Raw genomic sequence first — 12,843 nt, 5'->3', positions numbered from 1 at the left:
CGCCGCCATGACGCCTGAACTGGTCATCTTCGACTGCGATGGCGTGCTGGTCGACAGCGAGGCGCTCTCCGTCTCGACGCTTCTCGGCATGGTCAAGCTTGCCGGCGGCAGCATTGGCGAGGATGCCGCCTACGAGCATTTCCTCGGCAAGAGCATGAAGAGCGTGCGCGAAATCCTGGGCCGCGACTTCGGGCTTGAAATCACCGACAGCCACCTAACCGAGATGCGCGTCGAATTGATGCGCAGATTCCGCGAGGAACTGAAGCCAATCGCCGGCGTCAAGGAGATGCTGCCAAGGCTTGGGCTGCCGTTCTGTGTCGCGTCCTCGGGCACGCTCGACCGCATCCGCTACGCGCTCAACGTCACCGGATTGCTTGGGCTGATGGAGCCGCATCTGTTCAGCGCCGCCATGGTGCCGCGCGGCAAGCCGGCGCCTGACCTGTTCTTGCATGCCGCCGCCAGCATGCGAGCCCATCCGCGCAAATGCCTCGTCGTCGAGGACAGCCCGGCCGGCATCACGGCTGCGCGGGCGGCGGGTATGCGCGTGTTTGCCTTCACCGGCGGCTCGCATGCCGGCAACCCGGCCTTGAAAGCGCGGCTTGCGTCGAGTGAGCCGGACTTTATATTCGCTGACATGCTGCAATTGCCCGATCTGATTGCAGGCCTGGGAGCGAGAGTTAGAGCATCTTGACGAAACAGTTTGTTTGCGCGGTCGATGTCGGCACCGGGAGCGCTCGCGCGGGCATTCTCGACACCAGTGGCAGCTTGCTCGGCCGCGCCGAGCGGCCGATCGTCATGAACCAGCCGAAGCCAGACCACGCCGAGCATGATTCGCGCGATATCTGGTCGGCTGTCTGCGCCGCCGTGCGCACTGCCCGCGAAAAGGCCGGCGTCGCACCTGAGGAGATTGTCGGCATTTCCTTCGACGCCACCTGTTCGCTGGTGGTGCGGGGTGTGGATGGCGGCCAGCTCAGTGTCTCGGTCACCGGCGACAGGCGGTGGGACACCATCGTCTGGCTCGACCACCGCGCCATTGCCGAGGCCGACGAATGCACGGCAAGCGGCCACGCCGTGCTCAATTATGTCGGCGGTGTCATGTCGCCGGAAATGGTGACACCGAAGCTGATGTGGTTGAAGCGCAACCTGCCCAAGACCTGGAATGAAGCCGGCTATTTATTTGACCTCACCGATTTCCTGACATGGCAAGCGACCGGTTCGCTGGCCCGCTCGCAATGCACGCTGACCGCCAAATGGACCTATCTGGCGCATGAAGAAACAGGTTGGCGGCGCGATTTCTTCGCGCTCGTCGGCCTCGACGATCTTTTCGCGCATGGCAATCTACCCGAGAGGGCCAGCTCGGTCGGCACCGATATCGGCCGCCTGACAGCGCAAGCGGCGGCAGAGCTTGGCCTGAGCGAAAACTGCCGGGTCGGCGCCGGCGTTATCGATGCCTATGCCGGCGCGCTCGGCGTGCTCGGCGGCTTTGCCGGCGACGAGAAGGATATCGGCCGCCACCTGGCGCTGATCGCCGGCACGTCGAGCTGCGTGATGGCGATGTCGCCCGATCCACAGCCCTTCGCTGGTGTTTGGGGGCCGTACTATGGCGCGGCACTGCCGAAGCTGTGGCTGTCGGAAGGCGGCCAGTCGGCAACCGGCGCCCTGCTCGACCACATCATCCGCTGGCACGGCGCCGGCGGCGAACCGGATGCCGCCATGCATGCCAAAATCGCCGGGCGTGTCGCCGAACTGCGCGCCTCCGAAGGCGAGAACCTGGCCGCAAGGCTGCATGTGCTGCCGGATTTCCACGGCAATCGTTCGCCGCTCGCCGATCCGCATGCCGTCGGCGTCGTCAGCGGGCTGACGCTGGATTCCTCCTTCGACAGCCTGTGCAAACTCTATTGGCGCACCGCCGTCGGCATCGCGCTCGGCGTGCGCCATGTGCTGGAGGCGCTGAACGAGAATGGCTATTTGATCGACACGCTGCATGTCACAGGCGGTCACACCAAGAACCCGCTGCTGATGGAGCTCTATGCCGACGCCACCGGCTGCACGGTGATCGAGCCGCAGGCCGACGAGGCGGTGCTGCTCGGCACCGGCATGATTGCCGCTACCGCGGCCGGGCTGTTTCCCAACCTCAATGCGGCCTGTCTTGCCATGCAGCAAGGCGGCAGGACGCGCGCGTCGAACCCGAAGTCATCAGGGCGTTTCGACCGCGACTACAAGGTCTTCCTCGAGATGCACCGCCAGCGGCAGATGCTGGACGCGATAAAGTAGACCCTGGGCCGGTCCCTGGCTCAATCCGTTCCTGCTCGTCGTCTCTTGCCTTCATGTCGCGTTTCGTACAAAAGCTGACGCAAACGCCGCGAAACCGAAGGTTTTGCCGTTTGATATGCGGCTTCCGGCTCCTTGCCGACGTGCCGTACCTGGAAAGAGCGGAACAATGTCTGCGATCGAAGCCGGCGCTCGCGCGCCGGAAAATCTTTGGCGTCAGGAAATCAGGGCGACGCTAGCGCTCGCCTGGCCGATGGTGCTGACCAATCTCGGCCAGACCGCGATGACGGCCACCGACGTCATGATGATGGGTCGTCTGGGCCCGGATACGCTGGCCAGCGGCGCGCTTGGCGCCAACCTCTATTTCATGCCGCTGATCTTCGGCCTCGGCCTGATGCTGGCGACCTCGCCGATGATCGCCACCGAGCTTGGCCGCCGCCGCTATTCGGTGCGCGACCTGCGCCGCACCGTGCGCCAGGGCCTGTGGCTGGCGATCCTGATCTCGATCCCGATCTGGCTCGTGCTTTGGCACGGCGAAGCCATTCTGCTGGCAATGGGCCAGGACCCGGTTCTGGCCCATCAGGCCGGCATCTATCTGCGCTGGCTCGAATGGGCGGTGCTGCCCTTCTACGGCTATATCGTGCTGCGCTCGTTCATCTCGGCGCTGGAACGGCCGGGCTGGGCGCTGGTCATCGTCTTCGTCGCCGTCGCCTGCAACGTCTTCTTCAACTGGGTGTTCATGTTCGGCAATCTCGGCGTCGCCCCGATGGGCATTGCCGGGTCGGGCCTTGCCACCTCGCTGTCCAGCACGCTGATGTTCATCGGCTTGGCTGTCGTGGTGATGCTGGAGAAGAAGTTCCGGCGCTACCGTCTGTTCGGGCGGTTCTGGCGCGCCGACTGGCCGCGCTTCAAGGGGCTGTTGCGGCTCGGCCTGCCGATCGCCGGCATCCTCGCCTTCGAGGTGACGATCTTCAATGCGGCGGCCCTGCTGATGGGCCTGATCGACGCGGATTCGCTGGCCGCGCACGCGATCGCCATCCAGATCGCCTCGATCTCCTTCATGGTGCCGCTTGGCCTCAACCAGGCGGTGACGGTGCGCGTCGGCCTTGCGCACGGCGCCGGCAATCCGGAAGGCGTTTCGCGCGCCGGCTGGACCGCCTTTGTCATCGGCGTCTCGTTCATGGCGCTGATGGGGCTGGTGATGATCCTTTGGCCGCATCCGCTGATCAGCGCCTTCATCGATCTGAGCAATCCGGCCAATGCCAGGGTGATCGCACTTGCCGTGTCGTTCCTGGCCTTCGCCGCGCTGTTCCAGGTCTTCGACGGCGCGCAGGCGGTGGCCGCCGGCATGCTGCGCGGCCTGCACGATACCAAGGTGCCGATGATCTATGCCGCGATCGGCTATTGGGGCGTCGGCCTGCCGCTCGGCGTGCTGCTCGCCTTCCATTTCGGCCTGCATGGCGTCGGCATCTGGATCGGCCTGTCGTCTGGGCTGGCCGTGGTGGCGGCCCTGCTTCTCGGGCGCTGGCTGCGGCGGGATCGCCTGGCGCCGCCATTGGCGTTGGGACATTGAAAGCGAAACGGCTGGTGCCGGGGCGGCCTTTATGTATGTCCCACATTGTGGCTCACTAACGGCGCCTCCAGAAAATGCCGCGAAACCTTCGCTAAGCGCCATAAGCCGACGCTTAGTCCCGAAGCAATGAACGTCTCAATAGGGGCCGGCAACAGTCTGACCGCTTTAAGCAGCCAATTTGCAAAAGCTGTCCTTGGCCTGGCTTCGGTAGGCGTCGCAGTTTGACCAATGTCGCCGTTGGCTAAGTGGCGTCTTCACAATTGTGCCGAGCGGCCGTTCAGGTTCGAGCAGATTGCTGCGCGTCCTCCGAAGCCCCAGGCTAGGCGGTGGTGTCCTCCGCGATCCGGCTCAGCAACTCGGCGACATCGTCTGGTGCGGTCACCATGGCGTCGTGTCCTGTCCGCAACTCGTGGTAGTCCTCGATATCAGCGGCTTGCGCGCTCTTTGGCTGGCCAAGTGCTTTGTCGCCGATGCAATTGACGTAGGTCCGCGGCACCCGTGGGAAACTCGCGCTCAGTTTGACCGGCTCCCTGAAGGTGCGGATCGGGTGCGCGGTAAGCCTCGGCATTACCCAGCTTACGTCCTTCTCCTCCTTCAACCCGAGGAATTGCACGGTCGCCGCGCTGGCGGGGATGCGCCAGCCCTCACCTCCGACGCGCGCCTGCTCCTCGAAGTAGTCCTTGGCCTGCGCCGATGCACAGTCGTACAGGCACTGGCCGTCGCGGGGAACGATGGCGTCGAGATAGATAACTCGCGCTACCCGGCCGGCCGCCCTGTCCGCGGCTGCCGAGACCACGATTCCGGCGTAACTGTGTCCAACCAGGACAACGTCTCGCAAGTCCTCGGTCTCCAACACACCGAGCACATCGCAAATGTGCGTTTCCAGGTCGATGTCAGGAGAGGCGAGATGTGCTCGCTCACCGAGGCCGGTAAGCGTGGGGGTATACAGATCGCTGCCCGGAACCTTCAGTGACTGAGCGAGCTTGCGCCAACACCACCCCCCATGCCATGCGCCGTGCACCATAACAAAGGTTGTCATCGGTCGCCCCGCTTCGCCTCCATAGCTGCGGAGATATCCCGCACACACTCTCTACCCCCAAAGCTCGGGACTAGAAAGCTCCGCGCTTCGGCGCGCGTCCGTGCGTTCATGGTTTTCGGGGCCATGGGCGGTACGCCTGACAACGTCTCGTCCTGTGGCGCTCTGCCGACCAACAAGTGCTGCTTTCGAATGTCTGCTATTGGGCGAAGCAATTCTGGATCAAGGCGGCCGACATGAGGCACAATGCAGTCGTGCGCGCTTTCACTTGTGAGAGTCTCCTTGGGTCAGAAGCTGACGAATCCTAACGTCATCAAATGGCCAAAGGAGGCATTCGAACGCTAACCGGAAGCACAGCTTCCTGGCTTGCAGTCGCCGTTGGTGGTGGTCAACACAACATGCCTTCGGCTCAGCGCGCCGGCATCTGCTTTTCGAGCTTGCGCGCGTATTGCGTCAACGGAAAGCACATGACGAAGAAGATCAGCGCCACAAGCCCATAGACCTTGAACGGCTCGAAGGTCGCATTGTTGATGGCGTTGGAGGTCCGCACCAGCTCCTCGAAGCCGATGATCGAGGTCAGCGCCGTCGATTTGATCAGCTGCACCAGGAAGCCGACCGTCGGCGCGCGGGTGATCGAAAAGGCTTGCGGCAGGATGATCAGCCGCAGTTCCTGCAGATAGTGCAGGCCGAGGCTGGCGCCGGCGTCCCATTGGCCCAATGGCAGCGCAGCGACGCCGGAGCGCCAGATCTCGGCCAGATAAGCGCTGGCGAAGAAGGTGAGGCCGAGCACCGCTGCCGTCCATGGCTCGATGCGCAGGCCGAGCATCGGCAGGCCGAAGAACATCAGGAACAGTTGCATCAAGAGCGGCGTCCCCTGGAACAGGGCGATGTAGCCGGAGGCGATGCGCCGGCTCCATTTGTTCTTGGCGATCCTGAAGAACAGGACGATCAGGCCGACGATGCCGCCGCCGATGAAAGCGGCCAGCGACAACAGCACCGTCCAGCGGGCGGCAAGCAACAGGTTGCGCACGATGTCCCAGAAGGTGAATTCGATCATGACACGCCAGCCCCCAGGACGCGGCGTCCGCCTGTCACCAGCAGCCGGCGCAGTGCCATCGACAGGACGAGATAGACCATCGTCACGACAAAATAGGTCTCGAAGGAGCGGAAGGTGCGTGCCTGCAGCATGTCGGCCTCGTAGGTCAGCTCGCGCACCGCGATCTGCGACACGACCGCGGACTCCAGCATCATGATGACGATCTGGCTGGTCAGCGCCGGAAAGATCACCTTGAGTGCCTGCGGCAGCACGATCTTGATGAATACCTGGCGTGGCCTCAAGCCCAGTGCCAGGGCTGCTTCCGTCTGCCCGCCGGGCACAGCGTCAAGCCCGGCGCCGACGATCTCGATGGTGTAGGCCGCCATATTGAGCGTCATCGCCAGGATGGCGGCCAGCACCGGATCGAGCCTGATGCCGAGGCTGGGCAGGCCGAAGAAGATGAAGAAGAGCTGCACCAGGAACGGCGTGTTGCGGATGACTTCGACATACCAGGCGATGGCCCGCCTGAGCAGCACCGGGCCGTTTCGGCGTCCGGCGGCGCCCAGGATGCTGAGGACCGTTCCCGCGAGCGTGGTCACGGCGATCAACAGGATCGTCGTGAGTGCTCCGCGCGCGATGTCGCCGACAGCACCTGGAAGCCAGGCAAAGGCCACGGAAACTCAATCCTTGAGGTTGTCGGGGTTGAGCGGCGTCTTCAGCCAGGCTTTCGAGCTTTCGTCCAGCTTGCCGTCCGCCAGCATCTTGGCGACGGCATCGTTGACCGCCTTCTTCAGGCTGTCCTCGTTCTTGTTGAGGCCGATATGCGAAGGCGAGGTCAGAAGCTGGAACTTCTGCTCCGGCTTCAGCGCGTCCTGCTTGGCCAGCACCTGCGCGCCGACGTCGTTGCCGACGACCATCAGTTGTGTCTGGCCGGAGATGAAGGCCTGGATCACCGAATTGTAGTTGTCGAAGCGCTTGATGTCGGCCGACGCGGGGGCTGCCTCGGTGAGCGAGGTGTCTTCGAGCGTACCGCGGTTGACGGCGATCGACTTGTCGGCAAGGTCTTCCTTGCCCTTGACCGCCATCGCGGCCGGACCGATCACCGCGATGTAGTAGGGTGCGTAGGCGGCGGCGAAGTCGATGACCTGCTCACGCTCCTTCGAATAGCCGACGCTCATCAGGATATCGACGCGGTGGTCGTTGAGGTACGGGATGCGGTTCTGGCCGGTGACGGCGACGGGATTGAGCTTCACCTTGAGCGTGTCGGCAATGTATTGCGCGACGTCCATGTCATAGCCCTTGAGGCTCATGTCGGCGCTGGCTGAGGAGAAGGGCGGAAAATCGGCGAAGACGCCGACATTGATGGCGCCGGCTTTGGTGATGTCTGCCAGCGCATCGGCGCTGGCGGCCTGAATTGCGAGGCCGAAACCGGCCGTGCCAAGCATCAGCACGGTGGCAATGGATGTAAATGTCTTGCGGATTGTCATTGTTATTCCCCTGTCTGGACGCGTTGTTCGTTTGGGTCGGCCGTCGGCTCCAGCACGGCGGCCGCCTTTGCTTTTCTGAACGTCAGGCTCCCTTGCCTGTTATCGCCGGGCTGAACACCATCAGGCTCAGTATCTCGAACAGCACCTGTGCGGCGGCATGCGCCGTGTTGGTGGTGGCGTCGTATTGCGGCGCCACCTCGACGACGTCGCCGCCGACGATGTTGAGGCCCTTCAGGCCGCGCAGCAGTTCGAGCACTTCGCGCGTCGTCAGCCCGCCGACTTCCGGCGTGCCGGTACCGGGTGCGAAGGCCGGATCGACGCTGTCGATGTCGAAGGAGACATAGGTCGGGCCGTCGCCGACGATCTTGCGCGCCTTCTCGATGATGGCGGAAATGCCGAGGCCGGTCACCTCCTCGGCATGGACCACGGTCATGCCGGACTCGTAGGTGAACTCCCACAGATATTCGGCTGAGCCGCGGATGCCGATCTGGATGGTGCGTGTCGGATCGAGCACGCCGTCAAGCACGGCGTTGCGGAACGGCCCACCATGGTGGAATTTGGTCATGTCGAACAGGCCACTGGTGTCGCAATGGGCGTCGATATGGATCAGGCCAACCGGGGCCTTCTTGCCGACCGCCTTCAGGATCGGATGGCTGATCGAATGGTCGCCGCCGATCGAAAGCGGGATGACGCCGGCATCGACGATCTGGTTGGTGCGGCGCTCGATATCCTCATGGCTGATCTCCAGCCGGTAGCGGCTGCGGAACGGCGTATCGCCGATGTCGGCGACCCTGAGCTCATGCGTCGGCGCGCATTCCAGCACGTGATTGTAGGGACCGATGCGCTCGATGGCGCGCAGAGCGCGCGGCCCGAAACGCGAGCCTGGCCGGTTGGTGACGCCGAGATCCATCGGCACGCCGATCATCGCCACCTGCAAATCGCCGAAATCCGGATTGTCGGCTGATATTTCGCGGTAGGGCGCTGCGAGGAAGGTCGGAATGCCGGAATAGGGCGCCAGCCGCGTGCCGCTCTTGGAAAATATCTTGTCGGCGACCTTGCGGAACTTCGGGTCGAACATTTCGCCGCCATGGCTTTCACCATATTTGCGACGCAACGCGTCGAGCTTGCCGCGATCGTAACCCATCTGCACTCCTCCTGCCGGCTGATGCAGTGCGACCGTTGGCGATGCCTGGCGAACTGACCGTCATCCGGCCGGGTCGCTGTCCCGCTGGCTGCCTGCAGATTTCACGTCTTGATGCTGTTCCGGCCTCAAGTGTCTGGCAGCGGCATTGAAAAATCAATTGATATTGTTAGGGTGTTTTCTGTGAGAAAATCTCACAATAAAGTTCATACCCATGGCCAAACGCCTGCCACCGCTGAATCCGCTGCGCGCCTTCGAGGCAACGGCCCGGCATGGCTCGCTGACCAAGGCGGCGAGTGAGCTGAACGTCACGCATGGCGCCATCAGCCACCAGATCAAGGCGCTCGAGCAGTCGCTCGGCGTCAAGCTGTTCGAGCGGGTCGGCCAGCGGGTCAAACTGACACCGCATGGCGCCGAACTGCTGCCGGCGGTATCGAGCGCCTTCGACAGCATCGCAGCCGCCACCCAGCGCATGACAAGGCCGGCGAGCAGCGGCACGCTTTCCGTCTCCTGCGTGCCGGCGCTGCTGTTGCTGTGGATGACACCGCGGCTCGGCAGTTTCATGGCGCAATATCCCGACATAAGGCTGACACTTATCCCTTCCAACGATCCTAGGGATTTGCGGGCGCCTAACGTCGATGTCTGCGTGCATTATGGCGACGGCAGCTGGACCGATTGCTGGATGCGCAAATGGTCGGGCCTCGAACTGTTCCCCGTGGTCAGCCCGACCTTGATCAACAACCGCCCGATCCGCAGCGTCAGGGACCTTGCCGACCATGTCTTCCTGCATGGCGATGACGGCCGCGAGTGGCACACCTGGCTGGCGGCGGCCGATGCGCTGGACCTGGAGAGGGGCCGCCGCCATCATCTCGGCGATGCGCGCATGGCAACCGAGGCGGCGGTGCATGGCCATGGCGTGGCGCTGGGCGATTCGGTGACGGCAAGCGCGCTGCTGGCCAGGGGCATGCTGGTCGCGCCGTTCAGCCTGTCGGTGCCGGCGGTCGACGATTTCTATGTCGTCTGCCGCAACGAGATGCGGGCGACGCCGATCGTGCAGGTGTTCATCGACTGGCTGTTTGCCGAGAAGGCCGGGGATGACGGCCGCGCCGACGCGCCGGTGGCGGGCCGCATCGTCAGCCGCCGCAAGCGTCCGGCGCTCAAGGTCATCGGCGCGAAGACCGGGAGCTGAGATCGGCCCGTGCTTGCCCGCGACCGTCGGTGATCGTCAGTCCATGCAGGGTTTTCTTTTTGTCGGGCCAGCCTGAAACCGGGCAGCGCTTTGGCCAATTCGATGCTATGAGGCCTGTCGCGGTTGTGGATGGCAGGCAGCGAAGGCGGTGTTGAAACATGGCTAAGACCGATATTGCGCGGCGGGTCTACAACCACACCTGGAAGCTCGATCCGATCGTGCGCAGCCTGCTCGATACGGATTTCTACAAGCTTTTGATGCTGCAGATGATCTGGGGCATGTATCCCAAGGTCGACACCACCTTCTCGCTGATCAACCGCACAACTTCGGTGCGCCTTGCCAACGAGATCGATGAGGGCGAACTGCGCGAGCAGCTTGACCATGCCCGCACGTTGCGCTTCTCCAAGAAGGAGATGATCTGGCTCGGCGGCAATAATTTCTACGGCCGCAAGCAGATCTTCGAGCCGGAGTTCCTCGCCTGGCTGGAGAATTTCCGGCTGCCCGAATACGAGCTGTCGAAGCGCGACGGCCAGTATGAGCTGACCTTCAGCGGGCCGTGGATGTACACCACGCTGTGGGAAATCCCGGCGCTGGCGATCATCAACGAATTGCGCTCGCGCGCCGCCATGCGGGCGTTCGGCCCGTTCGCCCTCGATGTGCTCTATGCCCGCGCCAAGGCCAAGATGTGGGCCAAGACCGAGCGGCTGAAGGCGCTGCCCGGCATCCGCATCTCCGATTTCGGCACGCGCCGGCGCCATTCCTTCCTGTGGCAGCGCTGGTGCGTCGAAGCGCTGAAGGAAGGCATCGGCGAAGCCTTCACCGGTACCTCCAACGTGCTTCTGGCGATGGACAACGACCTCGAAGCCCTCGGCACCAACGCGCATGAACTGCCGATGGTGTTCGCCGCCCTCGCCAATTCGGAAAAGGAACTGAAACAGTCACCCTACAAGGTGCTGCAGGACTGGCAGCGCTATTATGGCGGCAATCTGCTGATCGTCTTGCCCGACGCCTTCGGCACCGCCTCCTTCCTGCGCGACGCGCCGGACTGGGTGGCCGACTGGACGGGCTTTCGCCCCGACAGCGCGCCGCCGATCGAAGGCGGCGAAAAAATCCTGTCCTGGTGGCGCGACAAGGGCAAGGATCCCCGGCAGAAGCTGCTGATCTTCTCCGACGGGCTCGAGGTCGAAACCATCGAGGAGACCTACCGCCACTTCAAGGGCAAGGTGCGCATGTCGTTCGGCTGGGGCACGAACCTCACCAATGATTTCGAAGGCTGCGCGCCGACGGAAACCAACAGCCTCGACGCCATATCGCTGGTCTGCAAGGTCACCGAGGCCAATGGCAGGCGGGCGGTGAAGCTTTCCGACAACCCGGCCAAGGCGACGGGTGATGAGAAAGAGATCGAGCGGTATCTCAGGATTTTCGGGGAGAAGGATCGCGTGGAGCAACTGGTCAAGGTGTGAGGGGTGGCTACGCCAGCCAAGATGGCAATCTGGATAGGATGAGTTCCTTGGCGCCCCCCTCTGACCTACCGGCCATCTCCCCCACTTGGGGGGAGATCCGCCTTCATCTACGCTTTCGCCAATTTTCAACATCGCAAGAAAAGCGCCGATCGACCGAACTGCCAATCTCCCCACCTGTGGGGGAGATGTCCGGCAGGACAGAGGGGGGCGTCGTAGAACGCCGCCCTGCGGGAATCCCGCTCATTTGCCTCGTCACTTCGTTGATCCTCCTCCCCACCCCCGCCTTGGCCCACGCTTCCGACCGTGGCCACGTCCTACTGTTACCCACCGGCTACTATCTGGTCGGCGGCGCCTTTGCCGTGGCCATCAGCTTCCTCGTGCTGGCGCTGCTGCCGGCGAATAGGCTCGATCGTTTCTGGCGCCGGTGCCTGCCGCTCTTCGCCTTTGGCGACGCCCTCCGGACAGCGATCAGCCTGATATCCTTTGCCGGCTTTGCAATTCTCATCGCCGCAGGCCTTTTCGGCAGTCGCGATCCGCTCTCCAACCCGCTGCCTCTGGTGATCTGGACCCTGCTATGGGCTGGCATCACCTTGCTGCAGGGCGTCTTCGGCGATCTCTGGTCATGGCTGGACCCCTGGGTTGGCCCGTGGCGTCTCGCCTCGCGCCTGTTCGGTGCAAATGATGAAGGAGGATGGCGTCTACCTCGATGGCTCGGCTGCTGGCCGGCCGTCCTGCTGTTTTTCGCCTTTGCCTGGTTCGAACTCATCGATCCGGCGCCCGACGATCCGGCGCGGCTGGCCTTGGCCGCCGGTCTCTACTGGCTGTTCACCTTCCTGGCCATGCTGGCGTTCGGACATCGGCAATGGAGCAGAAGCGGGGAATTTCTGTCCGTCTTCTTCTCGATGGTGGCACGTTTCGCCATCGTCGAGCGCGACGAGAACGGTCGGCTTGCACTTTGCTGGCCGGGCGCCAAACTGCTCGCCGCGGAGCCGCTGCCGACCAGCGGCATTGCCTTTCTGCTGCTGGCTCTATCGTCGGTCTCCTTCGACGGCCTGTCGAAAACCTTTTTCTGGCTTGGCCTGTTCGGCATCAATCCGCTCGAATTTCCCGGCCGCACCGCGATGATCGGCGGCGGCACTTTCGGGCTCGTGCTGACATTCGCGCTGCTGGCGGCTGTGTTCCTGCTTGCCGTCTGGCTCGGCCACCGTCTCGCAAGGAGCGATCACACTCTCGGCCAGGCTGCAGGCCTGCTGGTCTGGTCGATCGTGCCGATCGCGCTCGCCTACCATGTCGCGCATTATCTGACGGCGCTGCTCGTCGACGGCCAATATGCGCTTGCCGCACTGTCCGATCCGTTCGCACTGGGCTGGAACCTGTTCGGCACCGCCGACATGCAGATCGAGGCCGGCATCGTTGCCGGGGCGGACTCGGCGTGGTGGCTGTGGAATGTCCAGGCCGGCGCCATCATCCTTGGCCATGTGCTCGCAGTCCTCGTCGCCCACAGCTTCGCCTGGCGGCTGCATCCGCAGCCTGCCTGTGCCGCGCTCAGCCAGTTCCCGCTCACCCTGCTGATGATCGCCTATACGGTCTTCGGCCTCTGGTTGCTTGCCACGCCGACCGTCGGATGAGAAAAGGGCGACCTCGATA

General features: G+C 63.5%; 11 protein-coding genes. 6 read left to right on the top strand and 5 right to left on the bottom strand.

Annotated elements, in window-relative coordinates:
- Positions 1-7: 7 nt before the first annotated feature.
- From EJ076_RS05580 to EJ076_RS05570, 3 genes are all read left to right on the top strand, one after another.
- A complete protein-coding gene (locus tag EJ076_RS05580; protein WP_126067191.1) occupies positions 8-691 on the top strand; it encodes an HAD family hydrolase in 684 nt (227 codons plus the stop codon).
- Entirely contained in the window at positions 688-2,274 is a 1,587-nt protein-coding gene (locus EJ076_RS05575) for an FGGY-family carbohydrate kinase (RefSeq protein WP_109667174.1), read from the top strand. The genes EJ076_RS05580 and EJ076_RS05575 overlap by 4 nt, the downstream gene beginning before the upstream one ends.
- A gap of 166 nt (positions 2,275-2,440) precedes the next feature.
- Positions 2,441-3,844 (top strand): MATE family efflux transporter, encoded by a 1,404-nt coding sequence (locus EJ076_RS05570; RefSeq protein ID WP_126067190.1) that lies wholly within the window; start codon positions 2,441-2,443, stop codon positions 3,842-3,844.
- Positions 3,845-4,163: 319 nt separating this feature from the next.
- Here EJ076_RS05570 and EJ076_RS05565 read toward each other — a convergent pair whose 3' ends face one another.
- The 5 genes from EJ076_RS05565 to speB form a co-directional block, all read right to left on the bottom strand.
- A complete protein-coding gene (locus EJ076_RS05565; protein WP_126067189.1) occupies positions 4,164-4,883 on the bottom strand; it encodes an alpha/beta fold hydrolase in 720 nt (239 codons plus the stop codon).
- Between the two features lie 406 nt (positions 4,884-5,289).
- Positions 5,290-5,937, bottom strand: coding sequence for an amino acid ABC transporter permease (locus EJ076_RS05560; RefSeq protein ID WP_109667181.1), 648 nt, complete (start codon positions 5,935-5,937; stop codon positions 5,290-5,292).
- On the bottom strand, positions 5,934-6,590 hold the full coding sequence (locus EJ076_RS05555; RefSeq protein WP_126067188.1) for an amino acid ABC transporter permease: 657 nt from the start codon (positions 6,588-6,590) through the stop codon (positions 5,934-5,936). Before EJ076_RS05555 ends, EJ076_RS05560 begins: the two co-directional genes overlap by 4 nt.
- 6 nt (positions 6,591-6,596) lie before the next feature.
- Positions 6,597-7,403 carry a transporter substrate-binding domain-containing protein gene (locus EJ076_RS05550; RefSeq protein WP_126067187.1) on the bottom strand — a complete coding sequence of 269 codons (807 nt, stop codon included), beginning with the start codon at positions 7,401-7,403 and terminating at the stop codon, positions 6,597-6,599.
- A gap of 82 nt (positions 7,404-7,485) precedes the next feature.
- On the bottom strand, positions 7,486-8,547 hold the full coding sequence (gene speB / locus EJ076_RS05545; protein WP_126067186.1) for an agmatinase: 1,062 nt from the start codon (positions 8,545-8,547) through the stop codon (positions 7,486-7,488).
- Between the two features lie 211 nt (positions 8,548-8,758).
- On the opposite strand from speB, the gene gcvA reads away from it, so the two are divergent.
- From gcvA to EJ076_RS05530, 3 genes are all read left to right on the top strand, one after another.
- Positions 8,759-9,733: a transcriptional regulator GcvA gene (gene gcvA, locus EJ076_RS05540; RefSeq protein ID WP_126067185.1), complete on the top strand. Its 975-nt coding sequence runs from the start codon at positions 8,759-8,761 to the stop codon at positions 9,731-9,733.
- 158 nt (positions 9,734-9,891) lie between these two features.
- Complete coding sequence (gene pncB / locus EJ076_RS05535) at positions 9,892-11,196, top strand: nicotinate phosphoribosyltransferase (protein WP_109667193.1); 1,305 nt, start codon at positions 9,892-9,894, stop codon at positions 11,194-11,196.
- Between the two features lie 185 nt (positions 11,197-11,381).
- Positions 11,382-12,824, top strand: a complete 1,443-nt coding sequence (locus EJ076_RS05530) for a hypothetical protein (protein WP_126067184.1) — start codon at positions 11,382-11,384, stop codon at positions 12,822-12,824.
- Positions 12,825-12,843: the final 19 nt, after the last annotated feature.

The sequence above is a fragment of the Mesorhizobium sp. M7D.F.Ca.US.005.01.1.1 genome (assembly GCF_003952545.1).
GTDB classification, from domain to species: domain Bacteria; phylum Pseudomonadota; class Alphaproteobacteria; order Rhizobiales; family Rhizobiaceae; genus Mesorhizobium; species Mesorhizobium loti.
The sequence above is the reverse complement of the archived record's forward strand: the minus strand, read 5'-3'. Positions and strand labels throughout refer to the sequence as shown.